Origin of the sequence: Bradyrhizobium embrapense, from assembly GCF_001189235.2 — a bacterium.
In the GTDB taxonomy this organism is placed as follows: domain Bacteria; phylum Pseudomonadota; class Alphaproteobacteria; order Rhizobiales; family Xanthobacteraceae; genus Bradyrhizobium; species Bradyrhizobium embrapense.
Genome location: NZ_LFIP02000001.1, coordinates 824,491 through 847,730, shown reverse-complemented (window position 1 = coordinate 847,730; position 23,240 = coordinate 824,491). Strand labels below are relative to the sequence as shown.

Genomic DNA, 23,240 nt, shown 5'->3' with positions numbered 1-23,240 from the left:
CTGACATGACCTCCATGAACAAGGTCTTCGCGGACCTTCCCGTCACCATCTTCGAGGCGATGTCGCAGGCTGCGCGCGACAACAACGCCATCAATCTCGGACAAGGCTTTCCCGACGATCCAGGACCGGAAGACATCCGCCGCGCCGCTGCGGATGCGTCGATCAACGGCTACAATCAGTATCCGTCGATGATGGGCATCCCGGAACTCCGTCAGGCAATCGCATCGCATTACGGCCACTGGCACGGGCTCAAGCTCGATCCGATGACCGAGGTGATGGTCACCTCCGGCGGCACCGAGGCGCTGACCTCCTCGATCCTCGCAGTGGTCGAGCCGGGCGACGAGGTGGTGTGCTTCCAGCCGGTCTATGATTCCTACCTGCCGATCATCCGCCAGGCCGGGGGCATCCCGCGGCTGTTGCGGCTCGAGCCGCCGGATTGGCGGCTGAACGAGGAGATGCTGCGCAGCGTCTTCAACCACAAGACCAAGGCGGTGCTGTTCAACAATCCGCTCAACCCCGCGGCGGTGGTCTATCCGCGCGAGGACCTCGAACTGCTGGCGCGGTATTGCCAGGAGTTCGACGTGGTCGCGATTTGCGACGAGGTCTGGGAGCATGTCGTGTTCGATGGCCGCGAGCACATCCCGCTGATCACGATTCCCGGCATGCGCGATCGCACTATCAAGGTCGGCAGCGCCGGCAAGATCTTCTCGCTGACGGGCTGGAAGATCGGCTTCGTCTGCGCCGCGCCGCCGCTGCTGCGTGTCGCCGCCAAGGTGCACCAGTTCCTCACCTTCACAACCGCGCCCAATCTGCAAGCGGCGGTGGCGTACGGACTCAACAAGTCGGACGACTATTTCCTCGAGATGCGCAAGGACATGGCACGGAGCCGTGACCGCCTGACCAAGGGACTGGAGAGCATCGGCTTTCCGGTGCTGAAGTCGCAGGGGACTTATTTCCTCACCGTCGACCTGTCGCCGCTCGGACTCAACGAGACCGACGCGGAGTTCTGCTGGCGAATTGTGCAGGATTACAAGGTCGCGGCCATTCCGGTGTCGGCGTTTTACGAGCAGGATGCGGTGACGTCGGTGGTCCGTTTCTGTTTCGCCAAGAAGGATTCGACGCTCGACACCGCGCTGGAGCGGCTCGCCGACGCCGTGCATCGTCGCAAGAGGTAGACCAGAATGCAGAAGCAGAGCCGTCGTCTCGTCAGCCTCGCAGGTATGATCGCCACGGCTCTGTTGTTCGCTGCGCCCGCCGGCGCCGAGGAGCGCACGGTCAACTTCTATAACTGGTCGAACTACATGGCTCCGGGAGTCCTCGAGGACTTCACCAAGGAAACCGGCATCAAGGTCGTCTACGACACGTTCGACGCCAACGAGACGCTGGAGACCCGGCTGCTCGCGGGCAAGTCGGGCTACGACGTCGTGGTGCCGACCGGCTATTTCCTGCAACGCCAGATCACCGCCAAGGTGTTTCTGAAACTCGACAAGTCGAAGCTGCCAAACCTCGCCAATGCGTGGCCCGTGGTGACCGGCCAGCTCGCGACCTACGATCCCGGCAATAATTACGGCGCCAACTACATGTGGGGCACCACGGGCATCGGCTACAACGTCAAGATGGCGGAGAAGATACTCGGGCCCGGCGCGAAGATCGACAGCTGGGACATGGTGTTCAAGCCGGAGAACCTCGCCAAGTTCAAGGATTGTGGCGTCCACATGCTGGATTCCGCCGACGACATCCTGCCGGCGGCGCTGAGCTATCTCGGCCTCGACCCGAACTCGACCAAGCAGACGGATCTCGAGAAGGCCGCCGACCTCGTCATCAAGATCCGGCCCTATGTGCGCAAATTCCACTCGTCCGAGTATCTCAGCGCACTGGCCTCGGGCGAGATCTGCTTTGTGGTCGGCTGGTCGGGCGACATCATGCAGGCGCGCAGCCGGGCGGCGGAAGCCAACGGCGGCGTCGAGATCGGTTACACGATCCCGAAGGAGGGCGCGCAGATGTTCTTCGACAATCTGGCGATTCCGGCGGATGCAAAGAACGTCGCTGAGGCCTATGAACTGATCAACTACCTCTACCGTCCCGAGGTCGCGGCGAAGAATTCGAACTTCCTGTCCTACGCCAACGGCAATCTGGCGAGCCAGAAGCTGATCGATCCGAAGATATTCAACGACAAGAACATCTATCCCGACGAGGCGGTGCAGAAGAAGCTGTTCGTGATCACGGCGCGCGATCCGGCGACGCAGCGGATCATCAACCGGCTGTGGACGCGGGTGAAGACCGGGAAGTGACGCGAAAAGCTGTTGCGGGATGAGCCGTCATTGCGAGCGCAGCGAAGCAATCCATATCGCCGCGATCGTTGAAGCATGGATTGCTTCGTCGCTTCGCTCCTCGCAATGACGGGGTAAGGCTACCGCTAGCCTACCGCCAGCGCCGGTGCAGCCAGAGCCACTGATCGGGATATTCGCGGACCCAGCCCTCGACGATGTCGGTGATCGCCTGCATCGTGCCCTGGATGTCGATCTCGCCGGTCGCATCGAACACCGGCTTCACTTCCTCGGTGACCTCGCCGCGGAAGCGACCGTCGGGCAGGCGGATGATCCGCGTGCCGTGGATCGGGCAGTCGATCTGCCGGCGCAGGCGCGCCAGCAGCGGATTGGCGGTGGTCTTGCGGCCGAAGAAGGTGACGGGAACGCCGTTGGTCAAATACTGGTCGACCAGCATCGCGACGTGCTGGCCGCGCTGAAGCGCCTGCGCCAGCTTGAGCGGCGCGTCACGGCCGGCAGGCACCAGCGTGCCCAGGTTGACGGCTCGGATGCGTTCGATCGCACGGTCGGCGGCTTCGATGTTGGGGCGCCGGAACAGGATCGTCGCATCGAGCCCGTGTGCCGCCGCGGCAATCGGAGAGAGCTCCCAGTTGCCGAGATGTGCGGCAAAGAACAAGGCCGGCTTGCCGTCGTCACGCAACTGGTCGAACAGCTGCTTGCTGCGCTCCGAGAATTCGACGCGACCCGGCTTGTCGGGATTCCGGGGATCGTGGTCCCAGATGCGGTCGATGTGCGCGAATTCAGCGCCGATGCGTCCGAGGTTGTGCCAGACACCCGTCAGGATGTCTTCGATCTCCTGCGGCGACTTTTCGGGGAAGGCGGCTTTGAGGTTCTCGCGGCCGATGCGATCCTCACGCAGCCGGCGGCCGATGAAATGCGCGGCATGGCCAAAGAAGTTTGCGGTCTTGTCCGGATCGAAATAGCGCGTGGTCCGCAACAGACCGGTCGTCAGCCCGCCGATCGCCGCATCGGTCACGGGCTTTGCGGCATCACGCAGATGCGCTCGGGCGCGAAGGAGCAGGCGTTTCATCTGATGAGGCGAGGGCGCTAGGCCGGCTCGCGTGTCAGGATCAGCGAAGCGTTCTGCCCGCCGAACCCGAACGAGTTCGACATCACGGCGGTCACCTTGGCGTCACGCGCCTTGTTGCCGACCACGTCGAACGGGATCGCGGGATCCGGCACCTCGTAGTTGATGGTCGGCGGAATCCGCTGATGCTCCAGCGTGAGCAGCGAGAAGATCGCCTCGACCGCACCTGCAGCCGAGATGGTGTGGCCGACCATCGACTTGTTCGACGACACCGGAATGTTCTTGGTGTGCTCGCCGAACACCGCGGAGGTCGCAAGATATTCCATCTTGTCGTTTTCCGGCGTCGAGGTGCCGTGCGCGTTGATGTGATCGATCTGCTCGGGCTCCATGCCGGCGTCGGCGAGCGTCTTGCGCACGCAGCCGATCGCCGGCTTGCCGTCCGGAGCGGAGCGGGTGCGATGGAAGGAGTCGGTGAGCTCGCCGCAGCCGGCGACGACGCCGAGGATGCGGGCGCCGCGCGCCATCGCGGCCTCATAGCTCTCCAGCACCAGCGCGCCGGCGCCTTCGGCCATCACGAAGCCGTCGCGGTTCTTCGAGAACGGCTTCGAGGCGCCCTGCGGCGGATCGTTCTGGGTCGAGAGAGCCGAGAGCAGCGAGAAGCGCACCATGGCTTCGGGATTGACCGAGCCGTCGGTCGCGACGCACAGCGTTGCATCGGTCTCGCCGCGGCGAATCGCCTCGACACCGAGCTGGATCGCGGTCGCGCCGGACGCGCAAGCCGTCGAGAGCGAGATCGGCGACCCTTTGGTGCCGAAGGTCTCGGCGAGGTTGAGCGCGACCGAGCCGAAGGTGAAGCGCCGGTGGAAGTGCGCAAACTTGCCGCCGCTGCAGGTCGCCAGATACTCGATGATGCCGAAGTCCTTGGTCGGAACCTCGCGCGCGACCTCGAGCCGCTGCGGCCATTCGGTTTCGATCGGCGCGACCGCGAGAAACAGCGGACCGGGGAAGTCGCCCTTGCTGCCGATGCCGGACTGCTCCAGCGCCTCCTCGGTCGCGATCTCAGCGAGACGCTGCGACAGGCTGGTCGAGGAGAACGGGTCGACGGTGACGAAATCGACGGCGCCTGCCATCGTCGTCTTCAGGCTGTCGAGCGGGAAGCGCGTCACGGTCTTGATGCCGGACTCGCCGGCGGTGAGGCGCTTCCAATTGTCGGTCTTGCCGCCGCCGAGCGACGTCACGATTCCCATGCCGGTCACGACGACGATCGGTCGGCCGAATTTATCGCGTGGTGCTGTCATGGTGTCCCCGTCGGTGCTTGCGCCGAATTACTTGACGGCCTCGACCAGTGCCATGCCTTCGCCCTGCCAGTGGCCGACCCCCAACACGACAATCTGGGTTGGCGCCCCGGTCTTTTCAACCTCCAGCCCGGTCGGGTCGTTGGCCGGATAGAGCGCGCCGCGGGAAATCGACAATGCGGCGAGCGCCAGCCCGAGCGGGAACTGGGCTTCCATGGTGTGCCCGAAGGTCGTTCCGGTGGCGCGGACGGCAAGGCCGGGATGCTGCCCGAGGAATTCGCGCTCCTCTGCGGTCGCAGGCTCGGCGCCGGTCGCGCCCGTGATCAGCACGGCGTTGTCGTTGCTTACCCCGAGCTGTGGCCACATCGCCTGCAGCGACTTGGTCACTGCGCCGGGCTGCTTGCGCTTGGCAAGGTCGGCGACCACCTTGGTCAGCTTGGCGTAGGGCTTGGCGCCGCGCGCCTCGGCGTGCTCGCGCGATTCCATCACCAGGAAGGCGCCGGCAGAGCCGATGGCGAAGCCCGGGTTGTTTCGGCGGGCCCACACCGACGCGTATTGATCCTTGAGGGCGAAGTCGCCGAACGAATAGAGCATCAAGAGGTCGCCGCGATCGCCATTGTGGGCCGCGCCGACCAGCGCGATGTCGCTCTGTCCGGCCCCGATGCGCGCGACGGCGATCCGCGCGGCGTCGATGCTCGAGGCTTCCTCGCCCATGAAGGTGCGTGACGTCCCGCACACGCCGTGAACGATCGCGATGTTGCCGGCGAGCAGGTTGGAAAGCTGCGCCAGGAACAGCGTCGGGCGCAGCTCGTTCATCAGCTTTTCGTTGAGCAGGGCCGGCGGCAGCTTGCCCTGCGCATCGGCGTTCATGATCGCGAGGTCGACATTGAGGTCACGCTCGCCGCCACCAGCTGCGATGATCATGTCCATCCGCGACAGGATTTCCTGATCGCCTTTGACACCGGCGGAATCGAGCGCCAGCCCGGCGGCGTAGGTGCCGATCCGCTGCCACATCTCCATCTGACGCTGATCGCCTTTCTTGGGGATCTGGGCGTCGAAGCTCACGGGGGCGATCGGATGGATCACATATGGCGCGAGACGCGTGTCGTCGGCATTGACGCGCCGTTCGCCGAGCGCCTGCCAATGCGCATCCAGCCCTTCGCCGAGCGAGGAGAGCAGGCCGATGCCAGTGATCCAGACTTCCTTCTCAGCCATTACTCGTTGCCTGCAGCGGAAACCCGATCTTGTTGGCGAGCGCATCCATGTGCACACGCAAGTCGGGGCTTGGGAAGGGGATATGACGAAAGGTCAGCTCGGCGTTGCACTTGAGCTCCTTGCCGACGCGGACCTTCGCCGAGGTCACGGTGAAGCCTGAACCTTCGTGTTCGATCCTGGCTTCGATCGTCAGTGTCGAACTGGGGCTAACGAAGCCACGCATCTTGGCTTCCTTGACCATCGCGAGGAAAGGCATGCGCTCGAACTTGGTCAGACCGAGGATCAGCCAGCCGGAGCTCTGGGCCATTGCTTCGGTGAGCAGTACGCCGGGCATGATCGGGTAACCCGGGAAGTGCCCCGCGAACACCGAGTGGCTGTCCGGCGGGACATCCGCCTCGACGACAATGGTCCTTGCGTCGAGGTTGAGGTCGACGATCCGATCGATCAGCTGAAAAGTTTCAAGCTGCATGATGGGCGATTACGAGGCTGAGCCCGTGCCCGCGTTCTTGGCCGCAACCAGCTCGTCGATGCGGTCGGCGAGATTCTGCAACACGAAGTACTGCTCCGTCGTGGCCTTGCCGTCGTTGACCTCCTGGGTCCACTTCTCGAGCGGCATCTTGATCCCGAAGGCCTTGTCGATGGCAAAGGCGATGTCGAGGAAGTCGAGGCTGTCGATCCCCAGATCGTCGATCGCGTGGCTCTCCGGCTTGATCGTATCGCGCGGGATGTCGCAGGTCTCCGCGATAATGTTGGCGATCTGCTCGAATGTGGAGGACATCATTAAGCCTTTGATATATTGAAGGTAATTCCGGGTCGGCTCGGAGGAGGCGGGCGCGGTGCCCCGGATTGCCTGATTGCTGCTGCCGGAGTCGTGTGCCCGTATATCGGAGCAGGGCCGTTAGTTCAATGGAGCTTGGCCGGGCTGGCGAGGACGGTTTTTGGGTACGGTTCCAGCTCGCCTAGCCGCGTGGCACCACCGTAATCTTCGCGCAATCCCGGCGTCCCATCAGCACGCAATCCTGGGTCTTGCGCAAATCGGCGATGCTCATGGCGAGCCAGATGCCGATCGCGGTGAGCGCCACGGTGAAGGCGAAGGCGGCGATGTTGGCGAGCATGCGCTGACGGAAATCATCCGGCTCCTCGCGCGGCTTCTCATAGCGGGAAAGGTCGTTGGCGACTGAAACAGGAGCTATGGAAGCCGGGCGGGCCGATCGGACCGGCTCCTCGCGCTTGCCGGGTGGCTGCGCCGAGGTACGCGGCCGGAATTTGAGCACCACGTGCTCGTCATCCGAGGAAATTGGCCGCTGCGTCTTCACTGTTGTCAGTCCGGTCGCGTCGCCGCTCATGTCTAGCACGTTCGCTGCGCTTCACACAAATCATGATGCGCGCAGAGGTGGTATTTATCCTTCGATGGTCTCGTGGAACCGACTGTAGTCGATCCGCAGCCGGCCGTCGTCGGTCGCCTGCAGGATCTCGGCGTAGCGATGGCCGAAGCGGATGTCGACATGCTCGTAGGATTTTCGCGCGTGCACGTTTTGCGCTGCAACGTCGTCATAGCCCGACACGATGAGGCCGAGCCCGGCATTGACGGCTTCCAGGCCCGCGGCGTCGAGGCCGTAGAGCGGACTGTCCTGGTCGATCGCATGAAACAGGGTCCAGCTCAGCGCCAGCGCCGGGCTCTCGCTGCGCAGGAGCGGCAGTTCGTAGAACCGGCGGTAGGGCATGCCTTCCTTGCTGACGCCGTTCTTGAACAGCCACAGCCGCGCGGTGGCGTTGGCGATGATGTTGTGCCGCTCGTTGGCCATACGGATCATCAACGTGAGCTGGCCCTCATGGTCCGAGATCACGGGATTGTCGGCGAACAGCAGCCGCGCGCTCGGCCGCGAGAAGCGGGCGAAGATCAGCCCGGTCATCAGCGACATCGAGAAGATACCGGTGAAGAGTTCGATCGTGGCGATGAAGTGCCCGTAGTGCGTCTGCGGGTGCATGTCGCCATAGCCCGCGGTCGAGAGCGTCTCGATGCTGAAATAGAGGTAGTCGACGTATTGGCCGTCAGGCACGTTGGCGATCGGATGATCGCCGAGCCAATACAACCAGGCGAAGACGGCGTTGAAGCTGATGAACACCATTGCTGCACCGCCAATAAAGGCGGGCCAGGATGCTGTCATGCAACGATGGCTGATGTCTGCCCAGAAACTGAGCTCCAGCCCCTCGGTCACGACCTCGCGGTTGCCGAGACGGATGGTGCGCGCCTTCGCGCGTTCGCTTGCTCTCAATGCCATTCCGTCGAACCGGCTCTTCCGCCTGCCTGTGACATCATGTCATAATGGAACCCATTCCGGAGTGCCGGTCAAACGGGAGTGCACATGGCCCATACGCGCGAGCCTTACGTCAAACCGGTCCCGATCCTGTCGTTGCGGCCGACCCAGATGACGGTCGGCATGCATGAGGTGAAGGAGAAGCGGAAGCGCTGGCGCGAGCACAGTTCGGACAAGAAGCGCGCCGAGCTGCTCGGCAAGCACATGATCCCGGTGGTGCATGGTCCCGACGATCGCTACTACGTGGTCGATCATCATCACATGGCGCGAGCGCTGCACGAGGAGGGCGTCAAGGACATCCTGGTCACGGTGATCGGCGATCTCACGATGGTCGAGCGTGACGTGTTCTGGGGCGTAATGGACAACAAGCGCTGGGTCTATCCCTACAACTCCAAGGGCGAGCGCTGCCACTTCAAGGACATTCCGAAGTCGATCAAGGATCTCAAGGACGATCCGTTCCGCAGTCTGGCCGGCGAGATGCGCCGGGCCGGCGGCTTCGCCAAGGACACGACGCCGTTCAGCGAATTCCTGTGGGCCGATTTCCTGCGCCGCCACATCCCGCGCAAGACGGTGGAGAACAATTTCGCCAAGGCGCTGGAGAAGGGGCTGGCGCTGGGTCGCAGCGGGGGAGCGGTCTATCTGCCCGGCTGGTGCGGACCGGCATCCGACGACTGACCGGGCGCGGTCTCCGGTCCGTTCTGGTCCTCTTTGCCGCCGAGCGCGTGGTGCAGCCACCGCTCGGTCCGCTTGCCGAAGGTCAGCAGCAGAAATGCCAGCAAGAGCGCGGTGAGCACGATCGGCCAATGTCCGGCGCCGCAGACGATCCCGACGCATGCGGCGAAGAACGCGCATGCGGCGCTCGTCAGGCCGTGGACGTGAAAACGGTCGCCCCGCCGGACGATCACGCCAGCGCCGAGAAAGCCGATCCCGGTCAGCACGCCCTGAATCACGCGGCTGACCGCATCGGTGAATTTCCCGGGATCGACCCCATGCAAGGCCAGCAGCACGACGGTCGCGGTCGAGAGGCTGACGAGGCCGAGCGTCTTCAGGCCGATTGGCTTGCCGCGCAGGTCGCGGTCGAGCCCGATCGCGCTGCCGGCAAGCGTCGCCGCGCCGAGACGCAGGATGATCTCGCTCCAGTCTGGCAAGGCGTCCTCTATTTCGGCTGCCGGCCGAGCATATAGAATTCGCTGTTCGGCCGCATGCCGGTGACGTTCGCAAGCCGGTTCGAGAGCGCGAAGAAGGCCGCGACCGCGGCGATATCCCAGACGTCGTCGTCGCTGAAGCCGTGCGCGGCGAGCGCCGCGAAATCCGCCTCCGAGACTTCCTCGGCCGCGCGGCTAACCTTGATCGCGAAATCGAGCATCGCGCGCTGCCGCGGCGTGATGTCGGCCTTGCGGTAGTTGACTGCGATCTGGTCGGCGATCTCCGGGTTCTTGGCGCGGATGCGCAGGATCGCGCCATGGGCGATCACGCAATACTGGCACTGGTTGGCGGCGCTGGTCGCCACCACGATCATCTCGCGCTCGGCCTTGGAGAGGCCGGAGTCCTTCTCCATCAGCGCGTCGTGATAGGCGAAGAAGGCGCGAAACTCGTCGGGGCGGTAGGCCAGCGTGAGGAATACGTTCGGCACGAAGCCGGACTTCTCCTGCACCGCCAGGATGCGGGTGCGGACGTCCTCGGGGAGCTTGTCGAGAGCGGGCGTCGGGAAGCGTTTTGCGGTCGGCTGCGTCATGAGATGGTTCCGGCGTGCCGCGGGGACGCGGCGTCACGCGAAACCATAGTGGATGACGGCCTGGGCGCAAGGCGCATCGGCGCCCTGCCATGGTGATGCTAAGGCATGATCCGGAAAAGTGTGAAGCGGTTTTCCGACGAGATCATGCCCAAACAAGGAGCTAAAGCGCGACGACGATCGCGCTTTAGCGCAGCGGCTTCTTGAGGAGCGAGAAGCGGTCCGGATCGAGGCCCATTGACGGCTGCAGCATCGGCGCCTCGGCGGGCGCCATGGTGCGCGGCGGTGCCGCCGGAGCGTTGAAGTTGGCATCGCCGCTCGGCGAATCGCGATGCGAGGTGGCGCCGCGCCAGCGCTCCAGCACGGCGCTGACGAAATGCATGTCATGGCCGGCGGTGACCGACGGCACCGTCGCGATGGTGGCCTCGCCGCGCGGCAGCTGGTGCGGCGGCACCTCCTTGAAGCGCAGCCGGGTCGGCAGCGCCACGCCTTCGCCGAACGCCAGCACCTCGCGGGTGCCGAGCGAGGGCACGAATGACAGCAGGTTGGCGGCGGCATCCGACACCGCCGAGCGTAGCAGCGCCTGGTCGCGGTCGTTGGCGAGCCGCATCGTGAACAGCGTGTTGCACTGAGAGATGATGGTGGCGTCGAGCTCGGCCGGACGCTGGGTGATCAGGCCGAGATAGACGCCGTATTTGCGGCCCTCCTTGGCGATTCGCGACACCGCCTTGCGGGTCGGCCCGAAGCCGATGTTGCGGTCGGCGGAGGCGTAGCGGTGCGCTTCCTCGCAGACGAACAGCATCGGCGAGACGCCGTCGCTCCACAGCCCGAAATCGAACGCCATGCGGCACAGCACCGACACCACGGAATCGACGACTTCGGCGGGGAAGCCGGCGAGCTGCATGATGGTCATCGGCTTGCCGTTGGCGGGCAGGCGGAACAGATGGCTGATCACCTCGGCCATGGTATCGCCGCCGACATTGGCATTGTCGAACATGAAGGCGTAGCGGGGATCGTTGCGCACCGCGTCGATGCGCGAGATCAGCTTGTGATAGATGATGCGCGAGGAGCGGTTCTCGAGCTTGCCCATGCGCTCGTCGATCAGCGAGATCAGGTCGACGAGGCGGTAGGGCACCGGCGTATCGACGGTGTAGCCGACCTGCTTGGGGTCGATGCGCTTCAGTCCGAGACCGACCCGGTCGGAGTTCTGGTACTGGGTGTAGATGCCCTTCGCCATCGGGATCACTTCGGCGAGGATGTCGAGCTCTTCGGGCACGCCGGGCCGACCGCCGAACAGCACGTCGACGATCTCTTCGAAGTTGAACAGCCAGAACGGCAGCTTCAGGTTTCGCGGGTTGAGCACCTGCGCGCGCTCGCCGAAGCAGCGGCCGTATTCGTTGTGCACGTCGAGCAGGAAGATGCGCAGGTTCGGCCGCGACTTCAGGATCTCGTTGAGCAGCAGCGACACGCCGGTGGATTTGCCGACGCCGGTCGAGCCGAGCACCGCGAAGTGCTTGGACAACATTTCCTCGACGTCGACATAGGCGATCACTGAACGATCCTGCTGCAGCGTGCCGACATTGATCTGGTCCGAGCCGCTCGGCGCATAGACCGTGCGCAGCTCCTGGTTGGTGATCAGGTCGGTGCTGTCGCCGATGGTCGGATAGTGCGTGACACCGCGCTGGAACTTCGGGCGGTCGCCGCCGAGAATTTCGCCGAGCAGGTCGACCGAGGCGGTCGCCATGTATTCGTCGGACGCCGCCAGATTCTCGCACGACACTTCGGTGATCATGGCGACGATGACCGAGCTCGCGCAGCGGATGCTGACGAACCGGCCGACGGTCGCGCGCATTTCTGATAGCTGCATCTGGCCGCCGGCCAGCAGCCCAACCCGGGCCTGCGAGCCGCGTACAGAGATCACACGTCCGAAGGATGTCACAGTTCCAGCCTAGCTAGTTGGCAAAATCTAAATGTCCGGACCAATATGCGCGCCCGGGTTTGGAAAAACCGTTAAATCGCCGGGGGTGCACATCGGCTAAATCTACACTTTCCCGGTGACGATTTGTTTCTATCGTGCCGCGAGATTGCGTGTCGTCGCGTGCATCGGCGGCGAAATCGTCGCTTTCCGGCACAGCCGGGCCTGTTTCGCGGCTTTTTCCGTTAAGGCGGGATTCACCATCTCCGTGGAGGGCATCGGCGGCTCCGTAGGCTTACGGGAGTTTCTGCGGGATGTGTTCTGTTCTGTCTCCAGGTATCGTGTAACCGATTGCTAACTGCGAGTTGTAACGACCTTTCCATCAGTGCTGCGTAACGATGCCGCGCTCGGGAGAGATCAGCGTGCGCATCGAACACCGCAATTCATCGTCAGGAAATGCCGACGCCGGCACGACCAAGGGGCTGGCGTTCTGTGCCGGCCTGCTGGTGGGCAGCCTGTTCGGAAGCGCGACCGCGCAGTGGAGCGAGCGCGAAGGCCTGCTGATGGCGGCCTTCGCGATCATGGCCGTGATCGTCTTCCTGTTGCTGAAGCGGCACGAAGTCTCCGACGCGCGACTCGCCGCCGAACGTCGCAATCTGATGACCGCCGTGAACAACATTCCGCAGGGCCTCGTGCTGTACGATGCCTCGGCGCGCATCATCATCTGCAACCGTCCCTACATCGAGATGTTCGGGCTGTCGCCCGACGTGGCGAAACCGGGCAGCACCATGCAGCAGCTGATCGCGCACCGGCAGCAGACCGGCTCGTTCGATGGCGACGTCGACGATTTCTGCGATGCCATCATCGGCAACGTGAAGCTCGGCCGGGCTACGCGGCAGCTGACGCAGGCGCCGGGCGGGCGCGCGATCGAGATCGTCAACAAGCCGCTGCCGGAAGGCGGCTGGGTGGCGACCATCGAGGACATCACCGATCGCGCGCGCACCGAAAACAAGATCGCCCACATGGCGCACTACGATGCGCTCACCGATCTGCCCAACCGTGTCCTGTTCCGCCAGCGCCTGGAGCAGGCGCTGAAAACGATCAGGCCGGATCAGCAACTTGCGGTGATGTATATCGACATCGACGAGTTCAAGAGCGTCAACGACGCGCTCGGCCATCAGATCGGCGACGAACTGCTTGGCGCAATCGCCGATCGGCTGCGCAGCTGCGTCGGTGAAACCGATGTCGCGGCGCGGCTCGGCGGTGACGAGTTTGCCGTGATCCAGACCGCCGTCCGCGATCAGACCGAGACCATGCAACTCCTCGCAGCGATCTATCAGGCGATCCGCCAGCCGATCGATTGCAGCGGGCATCTGATCACCACCGATGCCAGCATCGGCATCGCCGTTGCGCCCGCCGACGGCCTCGACCTCGATCAATTGCTGCGCAACGCCGACCTCGCGCTCTATGGCGCGAAGAACGACGGCCGCCGCACCTACCGGTTCTTCGAAACCGGCATGGATGCGCGCGCCAAGGCGCGGCGCAGCCTCGAACTGGAATTGCGCCAGGCCATCGCCGACAGCAGCTTCGAGCTGCACTATCAGCCGCTGCTCCATCTCGAGGACGGCAAGGTCAGCTGCTGCGAGGCATTGGTGCGCTGGCGGCATCCGGAACGCGGCACCATCTCGCCCGCCGATTTCATCCCGGTCGCCGAGGACACCGGCCTGATCAACGATCTCGGGCACTGGGTGCTCAACACCGCGTGCCGGGAAGCGGTGAACTGGCCCGATCACATCAACGTCGCGGTCAACGTGTCTCCGATTCAGTTCAAGAGCCAGACGCTGGCGCTGAACGTCGCCGCCGCGCTCGCAGCGTCGGGGCTCGCGCCTGCGCGGCTCGAGCTCGAGATCACCGAAGCCGTGCTGATCCGCGACGACGACGCGGCGCTCGATGTCCTGCATCAGCTGCGCGAGCTCGGCGTCCGCATCGCGCTCGACGATTTCGGCACCGGCTATTCGTCGCTGAGCTATCTGCAGCGCTTCCCCTTCGACAAGATCAAGATCGACCGCGCCTTCATCAAGGATCTCGCCGGGACCGGTGCGTCGTCCACCATCGTCCAGGCCGTCGTGAACATTGCCGCCGCGAGCGACATGACGACGACCGCGGAGGGCGTCGAGACCGAGCAGCAGCGCAATCTGCTTCGCATCCTCGGCTGCACCGAGATGCAGGGCTATCTGTTCAGCCGGCCGGTGCCGGATCTCGAGATCCGCAAGCTCCTGTCGTCGCATCGCGAGAGGGCCGTTTCGGTCGCCTGACCGCCGGCCTCGGCCGCTTTCAATATGCGATTTTCCTGTATGTCGATGAACCCGGGGCAACCGTGTCAAGGTCGCCACCGCCGGCGCGCGCCTGATCCTGGCGCCGGACTGGAAGCCGATCGTTTGGACCGAGGAGGAGCGCAAGAGGGGCCAGGCCTGGGGGTTGAAGACGATCGATTCGTTCCACACCCACGGCACGCCGCCGGTGGCCGGTTAGGCAGATCGCGCGCGTCGATACGTCGCCGCGAACGCCCGCGGTCGATGACGACAACATGCGCGCATCATCGATATGATCCGGCTTCGAGCGAAGCTGCGCGACACGTGGATCGATGGGAGCAGGCACGATGGCTGGCAAGACGCCCAGGACGTCGGCGAAAGGCGCGAAAAAGAGCGCAAAGAGGAAAACTGCGAAGCGAGGGGCTGCAAAGCCGCGCCTGCTGGCAGGCGGCAATCCGCAGATCGCAAAGGGGTATGGCGACGCTCCGGTGCAAGCCTATATCGCTGCGATGCCGGGATGGAAGCGCGACGTCGGACACCGGCTTGACGCACTCATCGTGCGCACCATTCCTGGCGTGCATAAGGCAGTGAAGTGGAACTCGCCGCTCTACGGCATGGACGGTGAGGGCTGGTTCCTCGGCATCCATGTCTTCACGCGCTACGTCAAAGTCGCGTTCTTTCGCGGCGCGTCGCTGTGTCCGATGCCGCCCGGCGAGTCCAAGCAGCAGCACATGCGCTATCTCGACATTCATGAGAACGACGAGATCGACGAAGCCCGGTTCACCGCCTGGGTGAAGCAAGCCAGTCGATTGCCCGGCGAGCGGATGTGAGAGGGCAGGTCAGGATCGGCGAGCAACGGCTAAGACGTGCCGTCGATGCAGCCCTGCGCGCTGGATCATTGCCTCGCCGCGGGCGTTTGGTGTTAGGCTGCATCGCCTAACGTCAGAGGAAAACGTCGATGAGCGAACACACGAGGGACAAGCGCGTGCGAGAGGCGTCTCGCAGGCGATTCCTTCAGGCGGGCGCAGCACTGGCTGGGGGCTCCGCGATAGCTGGAGTTGCCGGTACTACCGCGCTTGCCGAACAGGGGAATAATCTTCCGCCCAACGTGCCGGAATGGATGAAAGCGCCTGGCGAGGCGATGGGAAGCCAGCCCTATGGCACGCCGTCGGTCCACGAGAAGGGCGTCGTCAAGAACATCTCGAAGACGCTGCCGCAATACATCTCCGCGTCGGGCCGTACGCCGTTGCAGGAGCTCGACGGCATCATTACGCCGAACGGCTTATTCTACGAACGCCACCATGGCGGCGTGCCGACCATCGATCCGGCCGAGCATCGGCTGATGTTGCACGGCATGGTCGATCGCCCGCTGGTGTTCACGATGGAGGACATCCGTCGCTTTCCATCGCAATCGCGCATCCACTTCATCGAGTGCTCAGGTAATCCGGTCTACACCAAGCCCTACGGCAAGACGGCCTCCGATCTCGTCGGCCTCTTGAGCTGCGCGGAATGGACCGGCGTGCCGCTGAAGACGGTGCTCGACGAAGCGGGCCTGCAGGCGGGCGCCAAATGGATCGTAGCCGAAGGCGCCGATGCCGCTGCGCTGACGCGCTCGATCCCGATCGAGAAATGCCTCGACGATGCCATGCTGGTCTACAGCCAGAACGGCGAGCGGCTGCGTCCGCAGCAGGGCTATCCGCTGCGGCTGCTGTTGCCGGGCTTCGAAGGCAACATGAACGTGAAATGGCTGCGCCGGCTCAAGGTGGTCGCCGAGCCGGCCTATTCGCGCGAGGAGACCTCGAAATACACCGACCCGATGCCGGACGGCACGTCGCGCGAATTCACCTTCTACATGGAGGCCAAGTCGATCATTACGCGGCCATCCGGCGGCCAGAAGCTGACCACGCATGGCTTTCACGAGATCACCGGGATCGCCTGGAGCGGCCACGGCAAGATCAAGAGCGTCGAGATCTCGCTCGACGAGGGCAAGAGCTGGCAGCAGGCGGAGCTGCAAGAGCCGGTGCTGACGCGCGCGCTCACGCGCTTCCGCTTGCCCTGGCACTGGGACGGCACTCCCGCGGTGATCCAGAGCCGCGCCGTCGACGAGACCGGCTACGTGCAGCCGACGCTGGCCGAATTGGTGGCGGTGCGCGGTCTCAACTCGTTCTACCACAACAACGCGATCTGGCCCTGGCGCATCGATGCGAATGGTGAGGTGACCAATGGCCAGGCGTAGGCTCAAGGCGGTGCTTGTCGTGGGCGCGATCGCGATGCTTGCCGCTGGGGCGCAGGCTGAGGATCGCTTTGGCATCGGGCGTCCGGCAACACCCGCCGAGATCGCGGGCTGGAACATCGACATCGGTCGCGATGGCTCCAACCTGCCGCCGGGCAGCGGCAGCGTCGAACGCGGCCGCACCGTGTTCACCGAGCAGTGCGCGGCGTGCCACGGCGACAACGGGCAGGGCGCCGTCGGCGACCGCCTGGTCGGCGGACAGGGCTCACTGGCGAGCGCAAAGCCGATCCGCACCGTCGGCAGCTACTGGCCCTATGCTCCGACCCTGTTCGACTACATCCGCCGCGCGATGCCGCAGAATGCGCCGCAGTCGCTGAGCAATGAGGACGTCTACGCGGTGTCCGCCTACATTCTCAGCCTCAACGGCATCGTCCCCGCCAACGCGGTGCTCGACGCGAAGTCGCTCGCCGCCGTCAAGATGCCGAACCGCGACGGATTCGTCGCCGACCCGAGGCCTGACGTCCATAATCGGTGAAGCGCGGGCCGGACGGCCGTCGCGCGCCGTTGTCGTCGCGCCGCGCCGGCGGCCGCCTCGCGCCATTGTGACCTGGCGGCCCCTGCTTCAGGAGTTTGGCCGTCACCACATCGGATTAGGGCACAGGGACGGCGCTGCCGCCCGTGCGCAGCTATTGGGCGAATTTCAATCGATGCATCGGAGAGGTCCTTTGGCCGGACTGAAGGCCGTCGCACCTGCCGTGCTGCTCGTGGGAATGACGCTCACGCCGGTCTCGGCAGATTTCGGAGCCGGCGCTTTTCGACGCGCAAAATCCGGGGCGGAGCGCCATCAACGGCGGCGCCCTGACGCCATGGGGTGAGGCCCAGCAGGCGCAGCAACTTGGCGGCAATCCGGCGAATGCCTATGGCGCCATACCGGCGGCACCGTCCTCGTCCTGCGCGCGCTATCGTTCGTTCGATCCTGCGTCCGGCACCTTCCTTGGCCGCGACGGCCGCCGCCATTCCTGCCAATAGGGTCTCGCGTTCCGCTTCGCGGTGGATAAGCGCGCCGGCTATCACCCGGTGCGCCAACCACCGCACGTCGGTTGCGCTATAGTGCGCCGATCGCGTCGGGTCCCGCCGGACCCGAACGGCGGAGGCAATTGGCGTGACAGACACCCTGGCCGGTTTCTGGGACCGAAAGTCAACCGCGGAGCTGTTGCGGGAAGCGGCGCGTGCCGACGGCGACGCGGAGACGCCGGTCTTCAAGCGCTCGCTCTCGGCGTTGCAACTGGTCACGCTCGGCGTCGGCGGCATCATCGGCGCCGGCATCTTCGTGCTGACGGGCCATGCGGCGGCCGCCAATGCCGGACCTGCCGTCACGCTGTCCTTCATGCTTGGCGCCGTCGCCTGCGCTTTCGCCGGCCTGTGCTACGCCGAGATGGCTTCGACGGTACCGATCTGCGGCAGCGCCTACACCTATGCTTACGCGACGCTCGGCGAACTGATCGCCTGGATCATCGGCTGGGACCTGATCCTCGAATATGCGGTCGGCGCGATCGCGGTCTCGGTCGGGTGGTCCGGCTATTTCGTCAGCTTGATACGCGATTTCGGCATCAACCTGCCGCGGCAATTCACCTCGGCGCCGTTCGCCTACGACGTCAACAACGGTGCGTGGTCGTCGACCGGCGCGGTGATCAACATCCCGGCGATGGCGATCATCGCCTTCGTCACCACGCTGCTCGTGATCGGCATTCGCGAGTCCGCGCGCTTCACCGGCTTCGTCGTCGTGGTGAAGCTCGTCGTCATCGCATTGTTTCTCGCCGCCGCAGCGTCCTCGGTCTCGCTGGCGAACTGGGTGACGGCGGGCAATCCGCAGGGCGCACTCATCCCGCCGAATGCCGGTCCCGGCGCGTTTGGCTGGTCCGGCGTGATCCGCGGCGCGGCCGTGGTGTTCTTCGCCTATATCGGCTTCGACGCGATCTCGACCGCGGCGCAGGAGGCGAAGACGCCCGAGCGCGACATGCCGATCGGCATCCTCGGCTCGCTCGTGATCTGCGCCGCGCTCTATGTCGCGGTCGGCTTCGTGCTGACCGGCATCGTGCCGTACGACAAGCTCAGCGTGCCCGATCCGATCGCGGTCGGCATCGATGCCGTCGGCATCGGCTGGCTCGGTCCCTTCATCAAGCTCGGCATCCTGTTCGGGCTGACATCGGTGATCCTGATCATGCTGCTCGCGCAGCCGCGGATCTTCCGCGCCATGGCGCATGACGGGCTGCTGCCGGGCATCGCCGCCAGCATCCATCCGCGCTTCCAGACGCCCTATGTCTCGACCATCTTCGCCGGCAGCGTCGCTGCAATTCTCGGCGGGCTACTGCCGATCGGGCTGGTCGGAGAGCTCGTCTCGATCGGCACGCTGTTCGCATTCACCGTGGTCTCGGTCGGAACGCTGGTGCTGCGTGTCCGCGATCCGGACCTGCCGCGCCCGTTCAAGGCGCCGGCGATCTGGCTGGTGGCGCCGGCAGCCGCGGCAACCTCGCTGTTCCTGATGTTCGGCCTGCCGCTCGACACCTGGATCAGGCTCGCGGTGTGGCTCGTAATCGGGCTTGCGATCTATGCCGCCTATGGTCGACGTCACAGCCGGCTGCGGGCGAGGGGTCGGGGGTAGGCAGGGCGGCTCCGGCTATCCGCATCATTGCGAGGAGCGGAGCGACGAAGCAATCCATCGTTCCGCATATGCTGAGACAATGGATGACTTCGCTTCGCTCGCAATAACGGTGAGGAGATTCCGACCAAGTGTCCAACAGCGTTGGGCTGTGCGTCCGCATTCTCGCGACGGGAATAGTCCGAGTCTTGCGTCATTTTCCAGCCTCTCAATAAGCAGAGGGCGCCGGAAAGCCTGGCGCCGGTCGCTCCCATGGGTCCCATGCAACAAGAAGCACGGGAAGTAGGAGACCACAGGTGAAACCGGATCGTTCCGGCTTTCCCGCGCGCAATAGCTGGCTGCGGGCGAGGGGCGCGAAATGCCGCGATCGCAAAATCCATCGAGCGCGTTGCGAGGAGAGCATCGGAAGATCGAACCCGGGTGCCTTATTCGTCATGCTGATGAGATCGATCAGAACAATTCATAACGCGCAGGTTCGACACTCGGCTAACCTGCGTTGGCGCTTTCAGACTCAAGGAGCAATGGACGCACTCTCGGGGCATTGGAGGGTATGTCCGAAGGCGCGGAGCGGCTGATGGACAAGGGACCAACCGCAGGATTTCCAACCGAGCGGATGCGTATCCTTGCATGACATGAAAAGAAACTTGGGGGTTAACATGAAAATGACTAGCAGCCTTATCCTCGGTTCGGCGGCGGTACTCGTCGCGGTCGGCGGAGCTCAGGCGGCCGATCTTCCCGTCAAGGCCAAAGCGGTCGAGTACGTGAAGGTCTGCTCCCTGTATGGTCCCGGTTTCTATTACATCCCGGGCACCGACACCTGTATCAAGCTGGGCGGCTACCTGCGCGCTGACGTCGTCGTAAACTCGAACTCGGATCACGTCGGCAACACCTCGGGTGCGGCGGGTGCGAGCAACCGGTTCACCAACGGCTACACTTGGCGTTCGCGTGAAGACCTGAACATCGACACGCGCACCGCGACTGAGTACGGCGTGGTCCGCACGTTCTTCGATGCGACGTTCAACTGGACCTCGGACAGCTACGCCGGCCAGGGCAACGGCTCAACCGTTTACTCGCCGATCGGCACGGTTCAGGCGCCGAACAACGCCAACACCGGTGCGGTCGCGGCTGGTACGGTCGGCGTCTACTACGCCTACATCCAGTTCGCCGGCTTCACCATCGGTAAGGCGGTCTCACAGTTCTCGGCTCCGTGGGCCAACTATCCGGGCAACAACTTCGACGGTCTCGTCGGCGGCGGCGGTACCATCACCGGCGTGAACCAGTTCACCTACACCGCTGAGTTCGGCAACGGCGTGTCGCTGTCTCTGTCGGCTCAGGACCAGACGGCCTACTATCAGGCTGGTGTTTTCAACCTCGGCGCTCCGGTCACCATCGCTCCTCCGGGCGCGCTCGGTATCTTCGGCATCAGCGACTACGCCGGCACGATTGCTCCGGACCTCGTCGCGATGCTGCGCGTCGACCAGGCTTGGGGTCTGTTCCAGGCGTCGTTCGCAGCGCATGACAACCACGTCGCCTACTACGGCGGCAATGAGTTGACCGGTCATCCGGAGGACAAGTGGGGCTGGGCTGGTCAGTTGGCCCTGTCGATCAAGAACATCCCGACCGGACCTGGCGACACCATCAACTTGCAGGGCGTCTACACCAACGGTGCGACGCGCTACAACATCCAGGACCTCGCCGGTTCGGCTGGTGCGAACGCTATCTTCGGCAGCACTGGTCTTGCTGGGGCCTACCAGAGCATCGGCTTCGGCGTTGCGCCGGACTCGGTATTCGTCACCGGCGGTTCGCAGCAGCTGATCACGACCTACGGTTTCCGCGGTGCATACGTGCACAACTGGAACCCCTACTGGAACACCAGCATCTATGGTGCCTGGGCCCAGGTTAACTACAACGGCACTGCCAAGGGCTATATCTGCGGTCTCGCCGGCAACGGTGTGGGCGGCACGTTCGCTCCGCTGCTTGTTGGTGGCGCAGCTCTGACCTCGTGCAACCCCGACTACAGCATCGCGCAGATCGGCACCCAGACCCAGTGGACCCCGGTGAAGAACCTGACCTTCACGGCAGACTTCACCTACACCCACCTGGACCAGAGCTTTGCTGGCACGATTGCCTATCCGGGCAGCGCCTCGATCGGCAAGCCAGCGGCGATCTACGAACTGAAAGACCAGAATACGGTTACCTTGCTCCTCCGAGCTCAGCGCAACTGGTGAATTATCGCAGTTGTCGAGCGATCGCTTCGGAAAGTTGAGCTTTCAAACGTATCATTGACCACAACCAGAGAGGTGTTCCTTCCATCTTCTGTACGACCTCCGAAGCCTCCGGCATGCCCGCCGGAGGCTTTTGATTCAGCGGGCGGCGGCGTGATTTGATTATCCAGCACAGCCCACACGAGCAAAAATGACATGCGGAGATCTGGGCCCAGGCTCGGAGTGAATCCCGTATGTGGCTTCGGTCATCCGGGCAACGAAGACTGATGCTGCCGATCGGACTGGCCGGCGAACTCGTTTCGATCGGCACGCTGGTGCTGCGCGTCCGCGATCCGGACTTGCCGCGCCCGTTCAAGGCGCCGGCGATCTGGCTGGCCGGCCGGCGCCACAGCCGGCTGCGGGCGAGGGACGGAGTGTAGGTCAAGCGCGGTGTCTCCGCGAAGAACCTGTCGTCCCTGCGAAAGCAGGGACCCATACTTCGCAGCGGGTGTTGTGGACGGGATTCGTCATTCCGGCGCGACAAGCCAATCAACATTCGTGGTTATAGGTCCCTGCTTTCGCAGGGACGACACCGGATTTGTTGCGGCATCGAGAGTTCGTCATTGCGCTCTAGCCGTGGCCCTCGCCGGCTTCACTCGATCGCATGCAACGTGCGGCGGATGGCCGCAAAAATCGCTTCGATCTGGTCCTCGGTGATAATCAAAGGCGGAGAGATCATCAACGTATCGGCGGCGGCGCGGATCAGGATGCCGTCCTCGTCGTAACACCGTCTGACGCATTCCGGCCCGCGCGTGCCGGGTGCGCCGTCGCGCGGCTTCAGATCGATCGCGGCGAGCAGGCCGATGTTCCTGATATCGATGACGTGCGGCGTGTCCCTCAACGCATGCGCCGCCGCCTCCCATACCGGCGCGATGCGGTGGGCGCGCTCGAACAGGCCGAGGTCTTGGTAGACGTCGAGCGCGGCGAGTCCGGCCGCGCAGGCCAGCGGATGCGCCGAGTAAGTATAGCCGTGGAACAGCTCGACGGTGTTTTCCGGGCCGTTCATCAGCGCGGAGTAGACCTTGTCGCTGACGATGACGCCGCCCATCGGGACGGCGGCATTGGTCATGCCCTTGGCGCAGGTGATGAGATCGGGCGTCACGCCGAGCGCATTGGCTGCGAACGGCGCGCCGAGCCGTCCGAAGCCGGTGATCACCTCGTCGAAGATCAGGAGGATGCCGTGCTGATCGCAGATCTGGCGCAGCCGCTCGAGATAGCCCGCTGGAGGCGGGTAGACGCCGCCCGAACCGGTCACCGGCTCGACGATCACGACCGCGACGGTCGAGGGATCGTGGATCTGCAGGAGCTTGTCCAGCTCATCGGCGAAATGCGCCCCCCATTCCGGCTGCCCGCGCGAGAATGCGCTGTGCTCGGGATCGTGGGGCAGCGCCAGATGGTCGACCTCGGGCAGCAGCGGGCCGAAATCGCGGCGGTGACGATACAGGCCGCTCACCGACAATCCGCCCCAGCCCATGCCGTGATAGGCCTTGGCGCGCGAGATGAAACGGATGCGGCTGGCCTCGCCGCGGGCGCGGTGATAACCGCGTGCAATCTTGAGCGCGGTGTCGACCGATTCCGATCCGGAATTGGTGAAGAACACATGGTCGAGACCTTCGGGCGTGATCTCCGTGATGCGTCCGGCGAGCTCGAATGCGGCGGGGTGGCTCATCTGGAACGAGGACACGAAGTCGAGTTTCGCGGCCTGCGCCTGGATCGCCTCGACGATCCGCTTCTGGCCGTGACCGGCGTTGACGCACCAGAGCCCCGCCATGCCGTCGAGAATGCGCCGCCCGTCCTGGGTGATGTAGTGCATGCCCTCGGCGCCGGTGAACAGCCGCGGATTCGACTTGAACTGGCGATTGGGCGTCATCGGCATCCAGAACGGCTCCATCGCCTCGCGGGTGAGGGGCGTGTTGGTTGCCGCGGCGTGCGGTGAATGCATG

General features: G+C 64.3%; 22 protein-coding genes and 1 pseudogene. 12 read left to right on the top strand and 11 right to left on the bottom strand.

The annotated features are described in order from the left end of the window. Positions 1 to 5 precede the first annotated feature (5 nt). The gene (locus tag AKN83_RS04310; RefSeq protein WP_050404660.1) at positions 6 to 1,175 is read left to right on the top strand and encodes an aminotransferase; all 1,170 of its coding nucleotides are present in this window, start codon (positions 6 to 8) and stop codon (positions 1,173 to 1,175) included. A gap of 45 nt (positions 1,176 to 1,220) precedes the next feature. Continuing rightward, positions 1,221 to 2,291 carry a polyamine ABC transporter substrate-binding protein gene (locus AKN83_RS04305; protein ID WP_244521924.1) on the top strand — a complete coding sequence of 357 codons (1,071 nt, stop codon included), beginning with the start codon at positions 1,221 to 1,223 and terminating at the stop codon, positions 2,289 to 2,291. Positions 2,292 to 2,421: 130 nt separating this feature from the next. Here AKN83_RS04305 and AKN83_RS04300 read toward each other — a convergent pair whose 3' ends face one another. From AKN83_RS04300 to AKN83_RS04270, 7 genes are all read right to left on the bottom strand, one after another. Then, the gene (locus tag AKN83_RS04300; RefSeq protein WP_050404658.1) at positions 2,422 to 3,357 is read right to left on the bottom strand and encodes a lipid A biosynthesis lauroyl acyltransferase; all 936 of its coding nucleotides are present in this window, start codon (positions 3,355 to 3,357) and stop codon (positions 2,422 to 2,424) included. A 17-nt stretch (positions 3,358 to 3,374) separates the two neighbouring features. Beyond that, positions 3,375 to 4,652, bottom strand: a complete 1,278-nt coding sequence (locus tag AKN83_RS04295; protein ID WP_063695180.1) for a beta-ketoacyl-ACP synthase — start codon at positions 4,650 to 4,652, stop codon at positions 3,375 to 3,377. 27 nt (positions 4,653 to 4,679) lie between these two features. Continuing rightward, a complete protein-coding gene (locus AKN83_RS04290; protein ID WP_050404657.1) occupies positions 4,680 to 5,864 on the bottom strand; it encodes a beta-ketoacyl-ACP synthase in 1,185 nt (394 codons plus the stop codon). Continuing rightward, positions 5,857 to 6,333, bottom strand: coding sequence for a 3-hydroxyacyl-ACP dehydratase FabZ family protein (locus AKN83_RS04285; protein WP_050404656.1), 477 nt, complete (start codon positions 6,331 to 6,333; stop codon positions 5,857 to 5,859). Before AKN83_RS04285 ends, AKN83_RS04290 begins: the two co-directional genes overlap by 8 nt. A 9-nt stretch (positions 6,334 to 6,342) precedes the next feature. After that, positions 6,343 to 6,642, bottom strand: a complete 300-nt coding sequence (locus AKN83_RS04280) for an acyl carrier protein (RefSeq protein WP_021081038.1) — start codon at positions 6,640 to 6,642, stop codon at positions 6,343 to 6,345. A 181-nt stretch (positions 6,643 to 6,823) separates the two neighbouring features. After that, positions 6,824 to 7,180, bottom strand: coding sequence for a hypothetical protein (locus tag AKN83_RS04275; RefSeq protein ID WP_050404703.1), 357 nt, complete (start codon positions 7,178 to 7,180; stop codon positions 6,824 to 6,826). 84 nt (positions 7,181 to 7,264) lie between these two features. Beyond that, positions 7,265 to 8,146 carry an ion channel gene (locus AKN83_RS04270; protein WP_050404655.1) on the bottom strand — a complete coding sequence of 294 codons (882 nt, stop codon included), beginning with the start codon at positions 8,144 to 8,146 and terminating at the stop codon, positions 7,265 to 7,267. Positions 8,147 to 8,230: 84 nt separating this feature from the next. Here AKN83_RS04270 and AKN83_RS04265 point away from each other — a divergent pair, with 84 nt between their 5' ends. Then, positions 8,231 to 8,857 carry a ParB-like protein gene (locus AKN83_RS04265; protein ID WP_050404654.1) on the top strand — a complete coding sequence of 209 codons (627 nt, stop codon included), beginning with the start codon at positions 8,231 to 8,233 and terminating at the stop codon, positions 8,855 to 8,857. On the opposite strand, the gene AKN83_RS04260 is transcribed toward AKN83_RS04265, so the two are convergent. The 3 genes from AKN83_RS04260 to AKN83_RS04250 form a co-directional block, all read right to left on the bottom strand. Next, positions 8,818 to 9,330, bottom strand: coding sequence for an MgtC/SapB family protein (locus AKN83_RS04260; protein WP_050404653.1), 513 nt, complete (start codon positions 9,328 to 9,330; stop codon positions 8,818 to 8,820). The genes AKN83_RS04265 and AKN83_RS04260 overlap by 40 nt on opposite strands. An 8-nt stretch (positions 9,331 to 9,338) precedes the next feature. Beyond that, positions 9,339 to 9,917: a peroxidase-related enzyme gene (locus tag AKN83_RS04255; RefSeq protein ID WP_050404652.1), complete on the bottom strand. Its 579-nt coding sequence runs from the start codon at positions 9,915 to 9,917 to the stop codon at positions 9,339 to 9,341. A gap of 184 nt (positions 9,918 to 10,101) precedes the next feature. Further along, a complete protein-coding gene (locus tag AKN83_RS04250; RefSeq protein WP_157113200.1) occupies positions 10,102 to 11,853 on the bottom strand; it encodes an ATP-binding protein in 1,752 nt (583 codons plus the stop codon). Between the two features lie 398 nt (positions 11,854 to 12,251). Between AKN83_RS04250 and AKN83_RS04245 the strand changes: the two genes are divergently transcribed. The 9 genes and pseudogenes from AKN83_RS04245 to AKN83_RS39440 all read left to right on the top strand — a co-directional run bounded on the left by AKN83_RS04245 (position 12,252) and on the right by AKN83_RS39440 (position 21,677). After that, the gene (locus AKN83_RS04245; protein ID WP_430641488.1) at positions 12,252 to 14,144 is read left to right on the top strand and encodes a putative bifunctional diguanylate cyclase/phosphodiesterase; all 1,893 of its coding nucleotides are present in this window, start codon (positions 12,252 to 12,254) and stop codon (positions 14,142 to 14,144) included. Between the two features lie 20 nt (positions 14,145 to 14,164). Next, positions 14,165 to 14,361: pseudogene (locus AKN83_RS41045) on the top strand (VOC family protein); the annotation flags it as partial. Positions 14,362 to 14,488: 127 nt separating this feature from the next. Beyond that, positions 14,489 to 14,971: a DUF1801 domain-containing protein gene (locus tag AKN83_RS04240; RefSeq protein ID WP_050404650.1), complete on the top strand. Its 483-nt coding sequence runs from the start codon at positions 14,489 to 14,491 to the stop codon at positions 14,969 to 14,971. Between the two features lie 128 nt (positions 14,972 to 15,099). After that, positions 15,100 to 16,377: a sulfite dehydrogenase gene (gene soxC, locus AKN83_RS04235; RefSeq protein WP_050404649.1), complete on the top strand. Its 1,278-nt coding sequence runs from the start codon at positions 15,100 to 15,102 to the stop codon at positions 16,375 to 16,377. Continuing rightward, positions 16,364 to 16,909, top strand: a complete 546-nt coding sequence (locus AKN83_RS04230; protein WP_050404648.1) for a c-type cytochrome — start codon at positions 16,364 to 16,366, stop codon at positions 16,907 to 16,909. Before soxC ends, AKN83_RS04230 begins: the two co-directional genes overlap by 14 nt. Positions 16,910 to 17,169: 260 nt before the next feature. Beyond that, positions 17,170 to 17,403 (top strand): BA14K family protein, encoded by a 234-nt coding sequence (locus AKN83_RS41855; protein ID WP_083991965.1) that lies wholly within the window; start codon positions 17,170 to 17,172, stop codon positions 17,401 to 17,403. Positions 17,404 to 17,548: 145 nt separating this feature from the next. Beyond that, on the top strand, positions 17,549 to 19,036 hold the full coding sequence (locus AKN83_RS04225; RefSeq protein WP_050404701.1) for an amino acid permease: 1,488 nt from the start codon (positions 17,549 to 17,551) through the stop codon (positions 19,034 to 19,036). A gap of 653 nt (positions 19,037 to 19,689) precedes the next feature. Further along, positions 19,690 to 21,261 (top strand): porin, encoded by a 1,572-nt coding sequence (locus AKN83_RS04220; protein ID WP_050404647.1) that lies wholly within the window; start codon positions 19,690 to 19,692, stop codon positions 21,259 to 21,261. A 263-nt stretch (positions 21,262 to 21,524) separates the two neighbouring features. Further along, on the top strand, positions 21,525 to 21,677 hold the full coding sequence (locus tag AKN83_RS39440; RefSeq protein ID WP_157113199.1) for a hypothetical protein: 153 nt from the start codon (positions 21,525 to 21,527) through the stop codon (positions 21,675 to 21,677). Between the two features lie 212 nt (positions 21,678 to 21,889). Here AKN83_RS39440 and aptA read toward each other — a convergent pair whose 3' ends face one another. Further along, positions 21,890 to 23,239, bottom strand: a complete 1,350-nt coding sequence (gene aptA, locus AKN83_RS04215; RefSeq protein WP_050404646.1) for an omega-aminotransferase AptA — start codon at positions 23,237 to 23,239, stop codon at positions 21,890 to 21,892. Position 23,240: the final 1 nt, after the last annotated feature.

Excerpts from the sequence above, each read along its gene's own strand:
- AKN83_RS04310 (WP_050404660.1), top strand. The coding sequence starts at position 6 with ATGACCTCCATGAACAAGGTCTTCGCGGACCTTCCCGTCACCATCTTC.
- AKN83_RS04305 (WP_244521924.1), top strand. The coding sequence starts at position 1,221 with ATGATCGCCACGGCTCTGTTGTTCGCTGCGCCCGCCGGCGCCGAGGAG.
- AKN83_RS04300 (WP_050404658.1), bottom strand. The coding sequence starts at position 3,357 with ATGAAACGCCTGCTCCTTCGCGCCCGAGCGCATCTGCGTGATGCCGCA.
- AKN83_RS04295 (WP_063695180.1), bottom strand. The coding sequence starts at position 4,652 with ATGACAGCACCACGCGATAAATTCGGCCGACCGATCGTCGTCGTGACC.
- AKN83_RS04290 (WP_050404657.1), bottom strand. The coding sequence starts at position 5,864 with ATGGCTGAGAAGGAAGTCTGGATCACTGGCATCGGCCTGCTCTCCTCG.
- AKN83_RS04285 (WP_050404656.1), bottom strand. The coding sequence starts at position 6,333 with ATGCAGCTTGAAACTTTTCAGCTGATCGATCGGATCGTCGACCTCAAC.
- AKN83_RS04280 (WP_021081038.1), bottom strand. The coding sequence starts at position 6,642 with ATGTCCTCCACATTCGAGCAGATCGCCAACATTATCGCGGAGACCTGC.
- AKN83_RS04270 (WP_050404655.1), bottom strand. The coding sequence starts at position 8,146 with ATGGCATTGAGAGCAAGCGAACGCGCGAAGGCGCGCACCATCCGTCTC.
- AKN83_RS04265 (WP_050404654.1), top strand. The coding sequence starts at position 8,231 with ATGGCCCATACGCGCGAGCCTTACGTCAAACCGGTCCCGATCCTGTCG.
- AKN83_RS04255 (WP_050404652.1), bottom strand. The coding sequence starts at position 9,917 with ATGACGCAGCCGACCGCAAAACGCTTCCCGACGCCCGCTCTCGACAAG.
- AKN83_RS04240 (WP_050404650.1), top strand. The coding sequence starts at position 14,489 with ATGGCTGGCAAGACGCCCAGGACGTCGGCGAAAGGCGCGAAAAAGAGC.
- soxC (WP_050404649.1), top strand. The coding sequence starts at position 15,100 with ATGAGCGAACACACGAGGGACAAGCGCGTGCGAGAGGCGTCTCGCAGG.
- AKN83_RS04230 (WP_050404648.1), top strand. The coding sequence starts at position 16,364 with ATGGCCAGGCGTAGGCTCAAGGCGGTGCTTGTCGTGGGCGCGATCGCG.
- AKN83_RS04220 (WP_050404647.1), top strand. The coding sequence starts at position 19,690 with ATGAAAATGACTAGCAGCCTTATCCTCGGTTCGGCGGCGGTACTCGTC.
- AKN83_RS39440 (WP_157113199.1), top strand. The coding sequence starts at position 21,525 with ATGCTGCCGATCGGACTGGCCGGCGAACTCGTTTCGATCGGCACGCTG.
- aptA (WP_050404646.1), bottom strand. The coding sequence starts at position 23,239 with ATGCATTCACCGCACGCCGCGGCAACCAACACGCCCCTCACCCGCGAG.